This window comes from Segatella copri, from assembly GCF_015074785.1.
GTDB lineage: Bacteria > Bacteroidota > Bacteroidia > Bacteroidales > Bacteroidaceae > Prevotella.
Genome location: NZ_CP042464.1, coordinates 2,385,607 through 2,404,169 on the forward strand (window position 1 = coordinate 2,385,607; position 18,563 = coordinate 2,404,169).

Below are 18,563 nucleotides of genomic sequence, written 5' to 3' on the forward strand. Positions count from 1 at the left end.
AATGAGTAGAGTACTTATGATAGGCGCAGGTGGCGTGGCTACCGTGGCTGCCTTCAAGATCGTCCAGAACCAGGACGTTTTCACCGAGTTTATGATTGCTAGCCGTCGCAAGGAAAAGTGCGATAAGCTGGTTAAGGACATCCATGCCAAGGGCTACAAGATGGATATTCAGACAGCTGAGGTGGATGCCGACGACGTTGAGCAGTTGAAGGCTCTCTTCAATAGCTATAAGCCAGAGCTTGTCATCAACCTCGCTTTGCCTTACCAGGACCTCACTATCATGGATGCCTGTCTGGCTTGCGGCTGCAACTACATGGATACCGCTAACTATGAGCCTAAAGACGAGGCTCACTTCGAGTACTCATGGCAGTGGGCTTACAAGGATAAGTTTGAGCAGGCAGGTCTCTGCGCTATCCTCGGCTGCGGCTTCGACCCAGGTGTATCTGGCATCTTCACCGCTTATGCAGCCAAGCATCACTTCGATGAGATTGAGGTGCTCGACATCGTGGATTGCAACGCCGGTAACCATCACAAGGCTTTCGCAACCAACTTCAACCCAGAAATCAATATCCGCGAGATTACCCAGAAGGGACTCTGGTATAAGAATGGCGAATGGATTGAAACCGACCCATTGTCTATCCACAAGCCTCTCACCTACCCTAACATCGGCCCTCGCGAGAGCTATCTGATGCACCACGAAGAGTTGGAGAGCCTGGTAAAGAACTACCCTACCATCAAGGAGGCACGCTTCTGGATGACTTTCGGCCAACAGTATCTCACCTACCTCGACTGCATCCAGAACCTCGGCATGAGCCGCATCGACGAAATCGAATACGAGGCTCCATTGGCAGATGGTTCTGGCAAGACAGCCAAGGTGAAGATTGTTCCTCTGCAGTTCCTCAAGGCCGTATTGCCTAACCCACAGGATCTCGGCGAGAACTATGACGGCGAAACATCTATCGGTTGCCGCATCCGTGGTAAGAAGGATGGCAAGGAACGCACCTACTACGTTTATAACAACTGCAAGCACCAGGAGGCTTACAACGAAACCGGTATGCAGGGCGTAAGCTACACCACCGGTGTGCCAGCCATGATTGGTGCCATGATGTTCCTCAAGGGTATCTGGAAGAAGCCAGGCGTTTGGAACGTAGAGGAGTTCGACCCAGATCCATTCATGGAGCAGTTGAACAAGCAGGGATTGCCATGGCACGAGGTGTTTGATGGCGATTTGGAAATCGACTAAACTTTAAATAAAATAAGAATATGGCAAAAGAAATGCAAGAGGGAAAATTGAATCCCAATGAAGGCAAACTGAAAGCTCTTCAGGCAGCCATGGCTAAGATAGAAAAGGACTTCGGTAAGGGCTCTATCATGAAACTCGGAGATGAGCACGTTGAGAACATCGAAGTTATCCCTACAGGCAGTATCGCTCTCGACAATGCACTGGGCGTAGGCGGTTATCCTAAGGGACGTATCATCGAGATTTACGGTCCGGAATCTTCCGGTAAAACAACATTGGCTATCCATGCCATCGCAGAGGCGCAGAAGGCTGGCGGTATCGCTGCTTTCATTGATGCAGAGCACGCTTTCGACCGTTTCTATGCGGCTAAATTGGGCGTTGATGTTGATAACTTGTGGATTTCACAACCAGATAATGGTGAGCAGGCGTTGCAGATTGCAGACCAGCTGATCAGTTCTGCTGCTGTAGACATCGTAGTTGTTGACTCTGTAGCCGCCTTGACTCCTAAGAAGGAAATCGAAGGCGATATGGGTGACAATGTGGTAGGTCTTCAGGCCCGATTGATGAGTCAGGCTCTCCGCAAGCTCACTTCTACCATCAGCAAGACCAACACTACCTGCATCTTCATCAACCAGTTGCGCGAGAAGATTGGTGTAATGTTCGGTAACCCAGAGACAACTACCGGTGGTAATGCATTGAAGTTCTATGCATCAGTGCGTTTGGATATCCGCAAAGCTACAGCCATCAAGGATGGCGATGAGGTAGTAGGTAATCTGGTTCGCGTAAAGGTAGTAAAGAACAAGGTGGCTCCTCCTTTCCGCAAGGCTGAGTTCGACATCATGTTTGGCGAAGGCATCAGCCGTGCCGGTGAGGTATTCGGTCTGGCTGTAGCCAACAATATCATCGAAAAGAGCGGCAGCTGGTATAGCTATGGCGGTTCTAAACTCGGACAGGGTGCCGATGCCTGCAAGGCATTGCTTAAGGATAACCCTGAACTTCTTGACGAACTGGAGGCTAAGGTTCGCGAAGCACTTGCTGCTAAAGAACAGAAATAAAGCCAGATAAGGTTTCACACCTTATTATATATAGGAACTTTATTTGAAAAGAAAGATTTCACAATATACTAAAGGAATCAAGATATGGAGAATGCGACATTTTATCGCCTCCTATATCTTGATTCCTTTTATTTTGTCAGCATTATCTGACACCTTGTCAGCCACTTTAAATTTTACAATCCCTTGGCACATGCTTTGTTATGACGGAAAGCGTGAACGCTGAATAGAAAGGTTCCCGACAGATGCATATCTTCGGCAGACTTCCATTAGCCAGCAGTTCATGAGATAAATAACATATTAATAACGATAAAAATAAAAAAAAGATATAATTATGGGAAAAGTAATTGGAATTGACTTGGGTACCACAAACAGTTGTGTTGCCGTTTTCGAAGGTAGCGAACCAGTTGTAATCGCTAACAGTGAAGGTAAGCGTACTACTCCATCAGTAGTAGGTTTCGTTAAGGATGGTGACCGCAAGGTAGGTGATCCTGCTAAGCGTCAGGCCATCACAAACCCTAAGAACACAGTATATTCTATCAAGCGTTTCATGGGTGAGACATACGCTCAGAGCCAGAAAGAGGCTGAGGCAATGCCTTACACAGTAGTAAACGAGGGTGGTTATCCACGTGTTGAAATCGAGGGTCGTAAGTATACTCCACAGGAGATTTCTGCAATGGTTCTCCAGAAGATGAAGAAGACTGCAGAGGATTATCTCGGTCAGGAGGTTACAGATGCAGTAATCACAGTTCCTGCTTACTTCTCTGACTCTCAGCGTCAGGCAACTAAGGAGGCAGGTCAGATTGCAGGTTTGAACGTTCAGCGTATCGTAAATGAGCCTACAGCCGCAGCTTTGGCTTACGGTGTTGACAAGGCTAACAAGGATATGAAGATTGCCGTATTCGACTTGGGTGGTGGTACATTCGATATCTCTATCCTGGAGTTCGGTGGCGGCGTATTCGAGGTACTTTCTACCAATGGTGATACTCACCTGGGTGGTGATGACTTCGACCAGGTAATCATCAACTGGTTGGCTGATGGCTTCAAGGCAGAGGAAGGCGTAGATCTCCGCAAGGACCCTATGGCTATGCAGCGTTTGAAGGAGGCTGCTGAGAAGGCTAAGATTGAGTTGTCAAGCTCTACATCTACCGAAATCAACTTGCCATACATCACAGCCGTTGACGGTATGCCAAAGCACTTGGTTAAGACTTTGACCCGTGCACAGTTCGAGCAGTTGGCTCACAACCTGATTCAGGCTTGCTTGGTACCTTGCCAGAATGCCGTTCGTGACGCTAAGCTCTCTACATCAGATATCGACGAGGTTATCCTGGTTGGTGGTTCAAGCCGTATCCCAGCCGTTCAGACACTCGTTAAGAACTACTTCGGCAAGGAGCCTTCTAAGGGTGTTAACCCAGATGAGGTTGTTGCTGTAGGTGCAGCTATCCAGGGTGCCATCCTGAACAAGGAAGAGGGTGTTGGTGACATCGTATTGCTCGACGTTACTCCATTGACTCTCGGTATCGAGACTATGGGTGGTGTGATGACTAAGCTCATCGATGCCAATACAACTATCCCTTGCAAGAAGAGCGAGGTATTCTCTACAGCAGCTGATAACCAGACAGAGGTTACCATCCACGTATTGCAGGGTGAGCGCCCAATGGCAGCTCAGAACAAGAGCATCGGCCAGTTCAACCTGACAGGTATCGCTCCAGCTCGTCGTGGTGTTCCTCAGATTGAGGTTACCTTCGATATCGATGCCAACGGTATCTTGAACGTATCAGCCAAGGATAAGGCTACCGGTAAGGAGCAGAGCATCCGCATCGAGGCATCATCTGGCTTGAGCGAGGACGAGATCAACCGCATGAAGGCTGAGGCAGAGCAGAACGCTGCTGCTGATAAGGCTGAGCGCGAGAAGATTGACAAGATGAACCAGGCAGACAGCATGATCTTCACCACCGAGAACTTCCTGAAGGATAACGGTGATAAGATTCCAGCTGACAAGAAGCCAGGTATCGAGCAGGCTTTGCAGCAGTTGAAGGATGCTCACAAGGCTGGTGATGTTGCAGCTATCGATTCAGCTATCAACAACTTGAACACCGTAATGCAGGCTGCTTCTCAGCAGATGTACCAGGGCGGCCAGCAGGCAGGTCCTCAGGGTGCTCAGGGCGGTCAGCAGGCACAGGGCGGCAATGACGGCGCTCAGGATGTACAAGACGCAGACTTCGAAGAAGTTAAGTAATACAGACTAATATTATAATAAAGGCGTACAATGCTCAGAAATGGGTTTTGTACGCCTTTTTTGTTTCATTATGATTTTTTATATCCCAATAGTTTGCTAATTCGCTGAAAATTATATATATTTGCAAATTAAGGGAGAAAGAACATCCCCGAAAGAGATAGACAGTTTAGGGTAAATATAAAAGAAAGGAGAACGAGATATGGCAAAGAAGAGACCACAGGTAGCGCTGGTTTATGATTTCGACGGCACACTGTCGCCGGGCAATATGCAGGAGTTTGGATTCATACAGGCTACAGGCAAGACAAAAGACGAGTTCTGGGAGAAAAACAGAAAGTTTGCAGAGGGTAAGGATGCCAACGGCATTCTGACCTATATGTATCTGATGCTCGACGAAGCCAAGAAGAACAATATCTCGCTCACCCGGGAATCTTTTCAGAAATTCGGCAAGGATGTAGAACTGTTCCGCGGCGTAAAACAATGGTTTTCGCTCGTGAATGAATATGGCAACAGTATCGGACTGGACGTAAAGCACTACATCAACTCCTCGGGACTGAAGGAAATGATAGAGGGCACACCTATCGCCCACGAATTTGAGAACATCTACGCCTGCTCCTTTCTCTACAATAAGGAGGGAATCGCCTATTGGCCAGCCGTAGCCGTAGACTATACTACCAAGACGCAATTCCTCTTCAAAATCAACAAGGGTATCAAACAGGTGAGCGACAACAGAAGAGTGAACCAGTATATCCCCGACGAGAAGCGCCCTATCCCTTTCCCCCGAATGATATACTTCGGAGATGGAGAAACCGATGTGCCTTGCATGAAAATGGTAAAGGAACATGGCGGCCACTCGATTGCTGTATATGATAACGAGGATAAACAGAAAACAGCCTGCCAGCTTGTCAAGGAGGGACGAGTAAACTTCATGTGCTCTGCCAACTACAGTAAAGGAAGCGTGATGAATATCATCGTAAAGAGGATATTGGATAAAATCAAAGCCGACTTTGAATTCGACCGTCTGATAGAACTGAACCAGAAGAAGGCATGGAAGTGATTTAAAGGTAAAAAGGTAAAAGGGCAAAAAGGGCAAGAAAGTAAAGGGAGAAAGGGATTCTTTTGTGAATTCCTTGAAACTTTTCTTGGTTTTGTCGAGGATTATGCTTAATTTTGCACGCAAAAATAATAATATCAAATCATATTAATGGGAAGAAACAAATACTCAGCAGGAGAAATCAAGGAAATCGGCAAGTTGCTGCGCCTCAAGAACGCAGGCAACCGTTTACAACAGAAAATGATACGCCACGACCTTCGTGTGGATTATGAATTCAATATCTCTGACTTCAATGAGCCCGGCAAGGCTTTCGGAGAAGAGGAGTTGCAGGCAGCCATCAAGCGTGGCGCCATTCAGATTCTCGACGATGCCACCATCGAGGCAATGAAGGCAAAACGTGCCCGAGATAAGGCTCGCGACGAGGCAGAGAAACAGAAGGAAGCCGTAGCCAGCGGTGAACAGACCGACTGGCAGGAGGCTATGAAGCAGTGGAATGAGTATTACGAAAAGTAAAAAGGTAAAAAAGTAAAAAGAACATACTGATTACGACATATACCGATTAATAAAATATACTGATTATAAATTATTATGGCAAAAGTATTGATAAAGACATCAGAGGGCGACATCAAGGTACGCCTCTACGATGAGACACCTCAGCATCGTGACAACTTCATCAAGTTGGCAAAGGAGGGATATTTCGATGGCACTCTCTTCCATCGTGTCATCAAGGATTTTATGATTCAAGGCGGCGATCCAGACAGCAAAGGCGCTCCTAAAGGCAAGATGCTGGGCACAGGTGGTCCTGACTATACCATCCCTGCCGAGTTTCGTTTATCCACAACTTTTCCACAAGCGTGGTGCCTTGAGCGCTGCCCGTTTGGGAGATGAGGTAAACCCAGAACGAGAGAGCAGCGGTAGCCAGTTTTATATTGTATGGGGAAAGACCTACAAGCAGAATGAACTGAAGCAGATGGAAAAGCAGATGGGCATGCAGATGGAGCAGAACATCTTCAACCAGCTTGCCAAGGAGCATCATGAAGAAATCATGAACTTCCGCCGCAACCGCGACCGTGAGGGGCTGATGAAACTCCAGGATGAACTGGTGGATGAAACCAAGAAGCGCAGCAAGGAGCAGGGTTATCCTAAGTTTACCGAGGAGCAGCAGAAGGCTTATACAGAAATAGGCGGAACACCTTTCCTCGATAACCAATACACCGTTTTCGGTGAAGTGGAGGAAGGACTTGACATCGTAGAGAAGATTCAGAACTGCGAAACATTGCGTGGCGATCGTCCAAAAGAGGATGTTTCTATGCAGGTTTCCGTCATAGAGGAATAAGAAATACCCATAAGCTCCGCCGGACAACAAATCCGGCGGAACGCCTAATAAAAACCTAAATAAATATTATATAAGTAATAACAACTATTCATTCGTATTACACTAAAAGCCAAATCAATATGGAAAAATGAAAAGCAAAATGGTAAAGAGTATCATGATGCTCTTAGCATTGGCTAGTTCTAACTACAGCTATGCTTCGTCATTTTTTATTCCGCCTTTGTCTTTCTATCCGCGATATACATACCTGCCAGAATGCAGCAGGCACCTGTCAGGAAGTAAGGAGTAATCTTTTCGTCTAATACCAGAGAGGCGAAAATCATAGTGGTGATAGGGTTGAAATAAACCCAGTTGGTAGCTTTCACGGCACCCAACTTAGAGATACACCAGTTCCAGGTAAGGAAACATATCATGGATGCCAAACACCCCAGGAACAGGAGATTACCCACCACCTGAGGCTTCATAAACACATCCCATGACGGCCACCCAGGGATAATAAGATAATAAGGCAAGATGGTAAGCACACCATAGAAGAATACCTTGCGGGTAATAAAAGCAGCGCCATAATCGCCCGATACCGATTTCATCAGGAGCGAATAGACAGCCCAGCTCATACATGCCGTAAAAGCCAAGGCATCACCAACAGGCGACAGATGCAGCACGAATCTGCCATTCAGCACCACGATAATCATACCAATAAAAGCAAGCAGAGAGCCCAACAACTGTATCATGTTGATGCGCGAAGAATGGCGATAAGCCAGACGAACCAGCAAGGTAGCAAAGAGCGGACAGGAACATACGATGAGCGAAGTATTGGTTGTTGTGGTATAATTCATCGCCTCGTTCTCGCTCAGGAAATAGAGCGAACCGCCCGTTATTCCCAGCATAGCCAGCTTAAACTCATCCTTCCAGCTGTCAGCAAACATCTTCTTATGATTCACCATCAGCATCAGGATGTATGCAATACTGAAACGGAGCGTAAAGATCTGTGCTGGCGAAAGTCCGTTCAGCATCAGCACCTTGGTAGAAACAAAGGTAGTTCCCCAGATGGCTACGGTGATAAAAGCCACAAGATGATATAATAAATTACTATTATTCTGTTTCATTCTATCTGCTATTTTAAATTTTGCTGCAAAATTATAACTTTTATTCGAAATGAGCAAATTGTTAGTAAGAAAAAGACAGATATTCGGAGCAAAAGAAAGTAAAAGAAAAAGTCTTAGGAGTAAGCGCAGGTACGACTTATCCTAAGACTTTTTTATTTATCTAGTAAAAAAAAAATCAAGCCTTATTTTTTCTGGAATACTCTCACATAATCCACTTCCATCTGAACTGGGAGGGCGCTTTCGTCAACACCATTCATACCGCCCCAGTCACCGCCCCAAGCCAGGTTGAGGATAACATAGAATGGTTTATTGAAAGGCCACGAACCAACATCATTTTTACCGTCGTTGTTGAAATTGAGCAGTTCCTTACCATCTACGTAGGTCTTGATATAATCAGGAGTCCACTCCAGGCGATAAACGTGGAAACCGTCTTCAGCACCCGCAGTCTGGCGTTCCTTAGTAATCTGGGTTCCCATCACGTGATTAAACTTCTCAGTATGGAGCGACGAAGAAGTATAGTTAGGATTAACGCCTACCTCTTCCATAATATCAATCTCGCCACATTTAGGCCAAGGATTGGCTCCGAAATCATTGTTGCAAGGCATCATCCAGAAAGCAGGCCATGTGCCCTTACCCTTAGGCAATTTGATGCGAGCTTCGAAGATACCGTAAAGCCAGCCCTGACTTTCGTGGGCATATACGCGCCCCGAATAAATCTTGCCGTCGCTGCCCTTGAAACAGTTGATATAAAGCCGGTTATCTGCAATTTCTGTTACGCGTTTGCCATCAGCAGAGCCATTCACATAATTCTGAAGTTCATTATTCACCCAGCCCGACTTCTGCACCTCATGACGCCAATCGGTACTATTCAATTCAGAGCCTTCATTAAACTCATCATTCCAGACCAGTTTGTACCCCTCAGGAATCACCATTTCGCCCCCTTCAATAGGAGTGACCTGTTTTCCAGCCTGATGCACTGGCACCGATACCTTCTTATCCTCTAATGAAATCTCGACACTTCCGTCAAGAGCTACAGACGATTTATTCTCTTCCACATCTACAGTTACCATACCCATAGCTTTGTTATTATCGCTGGCACTCACTTTAAACCAAGGGTATACATTTGCCGTAGGACCTTCTCCTGGGAAGGATGCTCTCGCCTCCCAGCCTCCTTCAGAAGCCACAATCATGATTTTATAAGTACCGCCCTTAGCAGGAACATCTATTCTCGTAGGAGAGCAGGATATCGTCACCTCTCCATCGCCGTCAGAAGAGCTGCTGCTGCAAGAAAGCAGCATAAGCGAGAGAAGGAAGGAAAATATTTTCAAGAATTTCATGTCATTTAAAATTTAGAAAGGGAGCCACTCCTACTTACTTATTTATAGGAGCAGCTCCTGTATAATTCTATATAAACCTATAAAACCTAAAGCCTATTTCACAATCAAAACAATGTCGCTGATGGTTACCTCGGCATCCTTAGGAGCACCAGCAAGGTCGATGACGAGTTTCATCTTGCTCATATCCTGAGGACCGCCATCAGCTTCTTTCGTACTGTTTGGTTGGTTCTCATAACGGAAGACGTATTCGCCTTTAACATCAGTAGACTCCTGGAAGAAGAGGTTTCCATCATTAGCGTCATCACAAAGCTTCAATGTCATCATTGGCAATGGAGCAGAAGTGGTAACCTTGCAAGAGAAATCAATCTTGCTATCAGCTTTGGCAGATACAGGAATACCAAGCATTTTCCACTGTGCGTGCCATAGCTCAGCAGGAGTTTCACAAGGCACGATAATGATGTGCTTGCTTCCCTCATGCTTGATAACAGGAGTTACATCAATCTGTGCCCAAGAAGCATCACCATACCAAGTTTCCTCAGTAAATGACTTGTTGGCATCAATATCCTTCCAAAGGTTACCCGCTGTATTGTAGTCAAATGGCACCTTCAATTCTACAGGAACCACAGTACCATCATCGTTGGCATGATCTTTCAGTACCAGGCTCTCTATCATGATTTCGTCATCAGCAGCATTACCACCAAAGTCGAATACAATCTTCAAATTATTGATGTCCTTGCCTTCGAGGTCTGAACCATAAATACACTTAGGCTCACCTGCTTCCAATTTTGTATTTGCATCCTTGGAATCGAAAAGGATGTTATTGTCACCACCTTCTCCAGAATCACAAAGTTTCACTTTAACGGCATTATGTCCCTTGGCAGATGTAATGATGCAAGAGAAGTCATAATGCTTATCTGCGCTAGTAGAGATACCTAGGTTTTTGAAAGGAACCTGAGCTTGCCAACGTTCGGTAGTTGCCTTAGGGAGCTTCAATGTATAGCATCCCTTGCTGTAGCTACAAACCGGGTCAGCAATTTGGGTCCATCCTGGAGCATAATAGCCAGCAGAAGGTTTTTCAGGGAAGGTAATTCTCTTGAAGAGATTAAACTCGCTGTCCTCTACGAAACCTGCGAAGCCATTCATCTTGGTTTTCTCCACCGTGAAATGCTTCTTGACGCTCTCCTTGCTAATACCATTACGGTTCTTCACAAAGCACTCCACATCGTAAGTACCCTTCTTGCGATAATACTTAGAGAGGTTGAAAGCAGAAGAATAGGCACCATCTATCACCCATACCGGGCTTACTCCCTCTGCACCACCAAAAGAAAAGTTGGCTGTGTTGGTCTCTTGGTCTACATCAATCTTGAAGTTGTCGGCAAAGTCGGCTACATTAGGCAACTCACCGTTGGCACCAGAGAACTCCTCTGCAGAACATGCGCTGAGCATCAATCCACCCAGAAGAGCATAAGCCATATTTCGAAATATCTTTTTCATATTGCTGAAATCTTAAAGTTAATATTTTATTAGGGGGTAGAGGAAACTATTGTTCCTCTACCTTAATAAGTTTTAATAATTATTCTGAACCAAAGCAGGATCAGAGTCAAGCTCTGCCTGAGCGATAGGAACATACTTCTTGGATTCTGTCCAGGAGTTGGTGCGATAGCCGTAGCTGTCTGGCACCAATACGCTGGCAGCCTTGCCTGTACGAACCAAGTCGAAGTAACGCTTACCCTCACCTACAAACTCCAAGCGGCGCTCATTGATAACATCATCCAGAGTTACGGCTCCAAGCTCTGCGATTCCTGCACGGTTGCGAATCTTATTCACATAATCCTTAGCCTGATTAGCATCGCCACCTGTCTCCAACAAAAGCTCTGCAGCATTGAGGTAAGCCTCAGCCAAGCGATATACACGGAGATTGTTATTATAGTTAAGGTTATTATCGAAACCTGCGTCAGCATTGTTCTCTGTGAACGGACGATACTTGGCCAGCCAAAGACCAGTATCCTCATAACGTTTGGTATATTTCACGCCACGACAGTCCCATACAGTAGCATCACGGCGCTTGTCGTTGTCAGCAAACAGAGCATAGGTTTCGGTACGAACAGGTAGGAATCCCCAACCGTCACCGCCTTGGTTCCAACCATCGCCACCAGGCCAAGAGTTTGGAGAAATCAAGGTAGGCAATATTGTACCACCAATAGCCAATGGTGAATCCCAACCACGCTCGTTGTTACCATCCTCATAGTTTACTTCCCAGATGCTCTCCTTGCACCATTCGCCGCTTTCTTTCCAAATAGAGGCGTAATCGTCTACTATATCATAGTCACTCTTGTCGGCGATGAGCTCCTGCATATACTGGAGAGCCTTAGGATAGCGAGTCTTGTCATTCTGATACATCACCATCTCGGCATACATCATATAGCACATGGCCTGCGACATTCTTCCACAGTTGGCATCGTCCCAACGCATTGGCAGGACCTTGGAGTCAATTACAGCCTCAAGCTCTACTATCAATTTGTCATATACTTCATCAGCCTTGAGCTGTGGGGCTGTGTAAGGAGCAGACAAGTTCTCCAGATAGAAAGGAATATTGCCGAAGTAGTGCCACAAGTTATTGTAGAAATATACACGGAGGGCTCTACCCTGCATCTCATAAGATGCCCTGTTTTTCTCGTTCAAGTTTGCCTCTGCCCAGCCCAAATACTTCAAGAGGTCATTACAACGCTTGATGCCTGAGTAGTCCACTGTCCAAAGTGAGCTAAGGGTATTGCTGGCATTTGCCTCATAGTTGGCAAGCATGTGCCAGTGCTGTTGATCGGTTTTGTTAGAACCGCCTACCCAGAAGTTATCGCCCATTATCTCGGCATCGATATTGAGAGCATTATACTGTCCCAATCCCCAGTCTGGCCAGTGGATAGGATCGTAAGCCGCATTCAGAGCCTCATTGATATGGGCATCTGTGGTATAATATTCTTCGAGGTTTTCACCTGATGGGTTCTCCACCTCTAGGAAGCTGTCGCTGCAAGATGTGTTTGCCAGTGTCATACTGGTTGCCAACACTCCTAAAGCTATATATTTTATTGTCTTCATAATAGTCTTTATTTTAAAGGTTCTTATTTTAGAATGAAAGGTTTACGCCGATGGTGTAGGTGCGAGCCTGTGGATATACACCATAGTCTACACCGAGAGAAGTTCCACCTGATGAGATTTCAGGGTCAAAGCCCCAATACTTGGTCCAGGTAATCAGGTTCTCTGCCATCACGTAGAAACGCAAGTGACTGATAGACAACTTCTGTGTAAGCTGCTTTGGCAAGGTGTAACCCAAAGAGATATTCTTCAATCTCAAGTAAGAGCCATCGCAAAGATAGAGGTCTGAAACCTGCCAGTTGGTAGCATCGCCATTCTTCAGAATAGGATACTTATTGGAGGTACCCTCGCCAGTCCATCGATCGAGCATCCAAGTAGGGAAGTTGCCAGAGAACACATCTGTACGATAGGTTGCATCAAATACCTTATTACCCGTTACGCCCTGCAAGAAGAGGTTGAGGTCGAAGCCCTTCCACTCTGCATTGAAGTTGAAACCGAAGGTCCACTTTGGTGTACCATTACCAATATTGGTGCGGTCGTCTGGAGAAATCTCACCATCGCCATTAACATCTACGAAACGTACATCACCTGGCTTGGCATCTGGCATAATCATATTGCCATCCTTGTTGACGTAAGCCTGAACCTCTGCCATATTCTGGAACACACCAGCTGTCTTATAACCATAGAAGTATGGGAAAGGCTGACCGTTAGATCCACGAGTGCCACCACCAGAGATACCCAGGAAGCCATCGAGGTCGATGTAACCTGTATCATTACCGAGGTTGGTCAACTCATTGTGCAGATAGGTAACATTAGCCTTGGCATTGAAGCGAGCATCAGAGATGTGCCACTTATAGCCGAGCTCAAACTCAAGACCTGAGTTCTTCATGTCACCCACGTTACCGATTGGCTTGGTCTCACCTACGTAGCTTGGGATAGGCATAGAAATCAACATACCGTTGGTCTTCTTTACATAATAGTCAGCTGAGAATGTCAGCGCACTGCCGAAGAAACCGAAGTCGAAACCGATATCAGTCTGCTCACTCTCCTCCCACTTCAAGTCTTCATTGGCTGTGGCATTCGCCTTAGAACCATTAAACTTGACTGCATTCTTTCCGAAGAGCACGTTGTTGCCCATAGCGGTCAATACGGTATAACGGAAGTCACCGATGTTATCATTACCATTCTTACCCCAGCTGGCACGGAACTTCAAGTTGCTCAACCAATCGCGAGTACTTTCCATGAATTTCTCGTTCATAATATTCCATCCGATAGAGGCAGATGGGAAGGTACCATATTTATGAGATGGTCCGAAACGGCTTGAACCATCTCGGCGGATTGTAGCCTGAAGCATGTACTTCTCATCATAGTTATAGCTCAATCGACCGAAGAGAGAAGATATAGCATGCACTACATTATTGCCACCTGATACAGCATGCTCAATGGTTGGAGCACCTACAGAGATGATGTTACCTTCAGCATCCTTCACGATGGTCTGGCTATATTTACCAGTAGCATAGTCGATAGAAGGCTTGTTTACATTCACAAGATTCCAACGGCTGCCGTTCAGATAATCACTCTTATTCTTCATTGCACTCTGACCTAAGACAACAGCAAAACTATGCTTGCCAATAGTCTTATCGTATGTCAAAGTATTCTCCACCTGCCAGTTGATACCCTTGTCAGAACTCTTGTAAGCCTGGGTATGCTCAGCCTTGACGTTACCAGAGAGGTAATACTTGGATGCGGTGTAGCTATCTGAACCCCAGAAGCTGAGGTCTGCACTATAAGTGAAATGATACTTCAAGTTATCCCAGAGCTGGAGGTCGATAGAGAACTTAGGCACAAACTTATGTGACCAGTTCTTAGCTGCTGGGCGCGCCATCATGGCAAGAGGGTTGTTCATCTCCTGATAGGTACCTCCCATACCTGGGATGGTATAATAGTTGCCATTGGCATCACGAAGAAGCTCGTAAGTATCACGAGTACCTGTAATATTACCATCTGCATCGTATGTATTAGGATCCTCGTAGGTATTATAATACTTCTTCGCCACATTGCTATTGGTTACCGTAGGAGCCAATGTTGGAGCAAGATAGAGGGCACTACCCAATACCGAGCCATTACTATTAGCATCGATACCTGTACTCTTTACACGGGTGTAAGCCATGTTGACGGTTACATCGAGCTTGTTGAGGAAGTTGCGATCCTTGCTGGCATCCAATACATTATAAATGTTGTTGCTACGCATAGAGAGACGCTCATAGTTGCTCTGTCCGTAGTTACCACCTACGATACCTTCCTGCTTGTAGTAGCCCATGGAGAGGTAGTAGTTGATCTTATCGGATGCACCACTGATGCTTACCTCATGGTTCTGTACAGGGGCATTGTCGTTGAATACCAAGTCCTGCCAATCAGTACCAAATCCATTGATAGGATTGCCATTAGAGTCAGTCAGTTTGTATGGATCAGCATAGATAGGAGCCTGACCACCATTCACTGCACGCTCGTTCTGAAGGATGGCGTAGTCAGTGGCGCTTGTTACATCACGCTTCTTCCATGCGCTCTGCCAGCCGTAAGAGAAATTGTAGCTGATCTGTGCCTTGCCCATCTTACCCTTCTTGGTGGTTACGAGAATTACACCGTTGGCAGCACGGGCACCATAGATAGCACCCGAAGCAGCATCCTTCAACACCTCGATACTCTCGATATCACTAGGGTTGAGATAGTCGAGACCACCCTCGATAGGCATGCCGTCTACGATGTAGAGAGGATCTGAATTGCTGATAGTACCTGTACCACGAATACGAACCTTAGGAGATGCACCAGGCTGACCTGAAGAAGAGGTTACGTTGACACCGGCAGCCAGACCCTTCAATGCGTTATCAACACGCACTGGGCTCTTGCCTGCCAAATCTTCGGTGCTCACTTTAGCGATAGCAGCAGTTACCACGCTCTTCTTCTGAACACCGTAACCTACAACAACCACTTCGTCCAAAGCTTTGTCGTCTTGTTTCAGAGTAATCTTCATGTTGGCTGAAGGACGGATCTCTGCATCCTTGTAGCCAATGTAGGTGATAACCAAGGTCTGGTTAGCATCTGCATCGATGACAAAGTTACCATCAAGGTCGGTAATTGCACCGGCACCCTTGACGCCTTTAACCTGTACGGTGGCTCCGATAACGGGTTCACCCAGGTCATCCAACACGACACCCTTGAAGGTGTTTTTCTGTGCGAGCGCTGACGTCGACATCAATAATGCAGTCGCCAGCAATAGACTTTTTGTTTTCATATTCGATTATTAGTTTAGAAAAATATCTGTTTGTTAGTTCACTCTATTATAATAATGTATAAGACTGTGCGGCTGTGCATTTCCTAAAATGCGTTAAGCCGTGTTTCCGATTGCAAATATAATATGTTTTTTTGATAATTCCTAGCCCCTTCAACAGATAAGTGGGAAAAATACTTGCTTCAAGTAACTTATATCGTTAGTTTTCAGATACTTATCTATTTTTTAATAACTATACGAAAGTGGATGGGGTAAAATGGAGAAAATGAGGCTAGAACACCCCTGAAACGTTATATCAGTATATTTCAGTGTTCACACTCTGCCACTTTTCAATAACGTACATTATTCATTATACTTCTCATTATCAACAACTTACAAAAGTTTCATTTTTACATCCATCCACTTTTCGCTTATCACACATCATTTTTTCATTATTTATTTAGTAATTTTGCAGATGAATAAGCATATACGCCTAAACGCACAAAAAAACGTGAGAGGCGGTGTGCAAAACAAACAACTGCAAGAAATAAACAAACCATAATAAATATTACTTATGAAACAGTTCATTTTATCATGTGTCCTGTCGGTTGCAGCCATCGCTCCGTCTCAGGCACAGCAGACTACCAGACAATTGCCTGTCTATCTCGACCAGACCAAGCCGGTAGAGCAGCGCATCGATGATGCCATCTCTCGCATGACGCTGGCAGAGAAGATACGCATCATCCATGCTCAGAGCAAGTTTTCATCAGCCGGTGTACCACGCTTGGGATTTCCTGACTTCTGGACGGATGACGGACCTCACGGAGTGCGTCCTGACGTATTGTGGGATGAGTGGGAACAGGCTGGTCAGACCAACGACTCCTGTGTAGCCTTTCCTGCCCTCACCTGTCTTGCCGCATCATGGAATCCGCAGATGAGCCGCATCTATGGCGAAGCATTGGGCGAAGAAGCCCTGTATCGCGGCAAGGACATGATTCTGGGGCCTGGCGTCAATATATACCGCACGCCTCTCAACGGCCGCAATTTCGAGTATATGGGCGAAGATCCGTTCCTGGCAAGCATCATGGTAGTGCCGTATATACAGGGATTGCAGTCTAAGGGCGTATCAGCCTGCGTAAAGCACTATTGCCTGAACAACGATGAGGAATACCGCCATCAGGTGAACGTAATCGTCAGCGACCGTGCTCTCCACGAAATCTATCTCCCTGCCTTCAAGGCGGCTGTTGAGAAGGGTAAGACATGGGGTATCATGGGAGCCTACAACCTATATAAGAATGAGCACAACTGCCATAACCAGTGGACCCTGAACAAGATTCTGAAGGGCGACTGGAAGTATGATGGTGTCGTAGTGAGCGACTGGGGCGGTGCCCACGACCTGGAGCAGTCTGTAAAGAACGGGCTGGATATGGAGTTCGGCACCTGGACAGACGGCCTTACGATGGGCGCTACCAATGCCTACGACAACTATTATCTTTCCATGCCTTACATGAAGGCCATACAGGAAGGCAAGTTCACCCAGAAGGAGCTGGACGATAAGGTGCGCCGCGTATTGCGCCTCTTCTATCGCACCACGATGAATCCGAACCGCCCTCATGGTTTCCTCTGTTCCGAGAGCCATTATACAGCAGCCAGACAGATTGCTGAGGAAGGTATCGTATTGCTCCAGAACAGGAACAATGTGCTCCCTATCAACATCCAGAAGGCTAAGCGCGTACTGGTAGTAGGCGAGAATGCCATCAAGATGATGACCGTAGGCGGAGGCTCTTCTTCGCTCAAGGTACAGCGCGAGATTTCGCCTCTCGATGGTCTGAAGACGCGCTTGGGCAAGGACGGCATCGAGGTAGATTATGCCCGCGGATATGTGGGCGATGTAACGGGCAACTACAATGGCGTTACAACCGGTCAGAACCTGGAAGACAAGCGCAGCGAGGCTGAACTGATAGCCGAAGCCGTAGAGAAAGCCAAGACTGCCGACTATGTCATCATGTTTGGTGGTCTGAACAAGAGCGATTTCCAGGACTGTGAGGGTCACGACCGCAAGCATTATGAACTGCCATACCATCAGGATAAGCTGATCGAGGCTTTGGCTAAGGCAAACAGAAACTTCGTTTATGTCAACATCTCGGGCAATGCGGTAGCTATGCCTTGGAAGGCTAAGGTTGCCGGCATCGTACAGGGCTGGTTCATCGGTTCGGAGAGCGGCGAAGCCCTTGCAAGCATCCTTACAGGCGATGCAAACCCTAGCGGCAAGTTGCCGTTTACATGGGTCAACTCGCTGAAGGAAACAGGTGCTCATGCACTCAATACCTATCCGGGAACCTGGCGTCAGGAAGGGGGAGCCGGCACGAAGGGCAACATCATTGATGAGGAATATAAGGAAGGCATCTATGTAGGTTACCGCTGGACCGATAAGGAGCGCATCAAGCCTACCTTCGCATTCGGTCACGGCTTGAGCTACACCCAGTTTGCCCTCTCTAATCTGCGCAGCGACAAGGTGCAGATGAAGCAGGACGGCACAATCACCTTTACCGTAAACGTAAAGAATACCGGAAAGCGTGCCGGAGCCGAGACGGTTCAGCTCTACATCCACGATGTCAAGTCATCAGTAGACCGCCCTCAGAAGGAGCTGAAGGGATTCCAGAAGGTTTATCTCCAGCCAGGTGAGAGCAAGGATATCAGCATCACCATCAGCAAAGAGGCCCTCAGTTTCTACGATGAGGCATCTTCATCCTGGAAGGCTGAAGCCGGAAAGTTTGAGGCTCTTGTTGGTAATGCAGCCGATAACCTGAAGCTCAAGAAAGCCTTCGAGCTCTTTTAAAAAGAATG

General features: G+C 46.5%; 11 protein-coding genes and 1 pseudogene. 7 read left to right on the forward strand and 5 right to left on the reverse strand.

Annotation, left to right across the window (positions count from 1 at the left end; translation table 11 throughout):
* Position 1: 1 nt before the first annotated feature.
* The 6 genes and pseudogenes from FO447_RS10235 to FO447_RS10260 all read left to right on the forward strand — a co-directional run bounded on the left by FO447_RS10235 (position 2) and on the right by FO447_RS10260 (position 6,918).
* Positions 2-1,243 carry a saccharopine dehydrogenase family protein gene (locus FO447_RS10235; RefSeq protein ID WP_118190277.1) on the forward strand — a complete coding sequence of 414 codons (1,242 nt, stop codon included), beginning with the start codon at positions 2-4 and terminating at the stop codon, positions 1,241-1,243.
* 20 nt (positions 1,244-1,263) lie between these two features.
* Positions 1,264-2,295, forward strand: coding sequence for a recombinase RecA (gene recA / locus FO447_RS10240; protein WP_117693342.1), 1,032 nt, complete (start codon positions 1,264-1,266; stop codon positions 2,293-2,295).
* A gap of 331 nt (positions 2,296-2,626) precedes the next feature.
* A complete protein-coding gene (gene dnaK, locus FO447_RS10245; protein WP_117727509.1) occupies positions 2,627-4,531 on the forward strand; it encodes a molecular chaperone DnaK in 1,905 nt (634 codons plus the stop codon).
* A gap of 199 nt (positions 4,532-4,730) precedes the next feature.
* A complete protein-coding gene (locus tag FO447_RS10250) occupies positions 4,731-5,585 on the forward strand; it encodes an HAD family hydrolase (RefSeq protein WP_117586403.1) in 855 nt (284 codons plus the stop codon).
* Positions 5,586-5,732: 147 nt separating this feature from the next.
* The gene (locus FO447_RS10255) at positions 5,733-6,095 is read left to right on the forward strand and encodes a hypothetical protein (RefSeq protein ID WP_200756219.1); all 363 of its coding nucleotides are present in this window, start codon (positions 5,733-5,735) and stop codon (positions 6,093-6,095) included.
* Positions 6,096-6,170: 75 nt separating this feature from the next.
* Positions 6,171-6,918, forward strand: a pseudogene (locus FO447_RS10260) (peptidylprolyl isomerase).
* 206 nt (positions 6,919-7,124) lie between these two features.
* Here the strand turns inward: FO447_RS10260 and FO447_RS10265 are convergent.
* The 5 genes from FO447_RS10265 to FO447_RS10285 form a co-directional block, all read right to left on the reverse strand.
* Positions 7,125-8,021, reverse strand: a complete 897-nt coding sequence (locus tag FO447_RS10265; RefSeq protein ID WP_200756220.1) for a DMT family transporter — start codon at positions 8,019-8,021, stop codon at positions 7,125-7,127.
* 182 nt (positions 8,022-8,203) lie between these two features.
* The gene (locus FO447_RS10270) at positions 8,204-9,358 is read right to left on the reverse strand and encodes a family 16 glycosylhydrolase (protein ID WP_200756221.1); all 1,155 of its coding nucleotides are present in this window, start codon (positions 9,356-9,358) and stop codon (positions 8,204-8,206) included.
* Positions 9,359-9,451: 93 nt separating this feature from the next.
* Positions 9,452-10,852 (reverse strand): hypothetical protein, encoded by a 1,401-nt coding sequence (locus tag FO447_RS10275; protein WP_200756222.1) that lies wholly within the window; start codon positions 10,850-10,852, stop codon positions 9,452-9,454.
* A 72-nt stretch (positions 10,853-10,924) separates the two neighbouring features.
* Complete coding sequence (locus tag FO447_RS10280; RefSeq protein ID WP_118190271.1) at positions 10,925-12,451, reverse strand: RagB/SusD family nutrient uptake outer membrane protein; 1,527 nt, start codon at positions 12,449-12,451, stop codon at positions 10,925-10,927.
* Positions 12,452-12,479: 28 nt separating this feature from the next.
* Positions 12,480-15,740, reverse strand: coding sequence for a SusC/RagA family TonB-linked outer membrane protein (locus tag FO447_RS10285; RefSeq protein WP_200756223.1), 3,261 nt, complete (start codon positions 15,738-15,740; stop codon positions 12,480-12,482).
* Between the two features lie 550 nt (positions 15,741-16,290).
* On the opposite strand from FO447_RS10285, the gene FO447_RS10290 reads away from it, so the two are divergent.
* Entirely contained in the window at positions 16,291-18,555 is a 2,265-nt protein-coding gene (locus FO447_RS10290) for a glycoside hydrolase family 3 C-terminal domain-containing protein (protein ID WP_200756224.1), read from the forward strand.
* The last annotated feature ends 8 nt before the right edge of the window (positions 18,556-18,563 follow it).

Bases quoted from the DNA above. Each gene is read 5' to 3' on its own strand.
- FO447_RS10235 (WP_118190277.1), top strand. From the start codon at position 2: ATGAGTAGAGTACTTATGATAGGCGCAGGTGGCGTGGCTACCGTGGCT.
- recA (WP_117693342.1), top strand. From the start codon at position 1,264: ATGGCAAAAGAAATGCAAGAGGGAAAATTGAATCCCAATGAAGGCAAA.
- dnaK (WP_117727509.1), top strand. From the start codon at position 2,627: ATGGGAAAAGTAATTGGAATTGACTTGGGTACCACAAACAGTTGTGTT.
- FO447_RS10250 (WP_117586403.1), top strand. From the start codon at position 4,731: ATGGCAAAGAAGAGACCACAGGTAGCGCTGGTTTATGATTTCGACGGC.
- FO447_RS10255 (WP_200756219.1), top strand. From the start codon at position 5,733: ATGGGAAGAAACAAATACTCAGCAGGAGAAATCAAGGAAATCGGCAAG.
- FO447_RS10265 (WP_200756220.1), bottom strand. From the start codon at position 8,021: ATGAAACAGAATAATAGTAATTTATTATATCATCTTGTGGCTTTTATC.
- FO447_RS10270 (WP_200756221.1), bottom strand. From the start codon at position 9,358: ATGAAATTCTTGAAAATATTTTCCTTCCTTCTCTCGCTTATGCTGCTT.
- FO447_RS10275 (WP_200756222.1), bottom strand. From the start codon at position 10,852: ATGAAAAAGATATTTCGAAATATGGCTTATGCTCTTCTGGGTGGATTG.
- FO447_RS10280 (WP_118190271.1), bottom strand. From the start codon at position 12,451: ATGAAGACAATAAAATATATAGCTTTAGGAGTGTTGGCAACCAGTATG.
- FO447_RS10285 (WP_200756223.1), bottom strand. From the start codon at position 15,740: ATGAAAACAAAAAGTCTATTGCTGGCGACTGCATTATTGATGTCGACG.
- FO447_RS10290 (WP_200756224.1), top strand. From the start codon at position 16,291: ATGAAACAGTTCATTTTATCATGTGTCCTGTCGGTTGCAGCCATCGCT.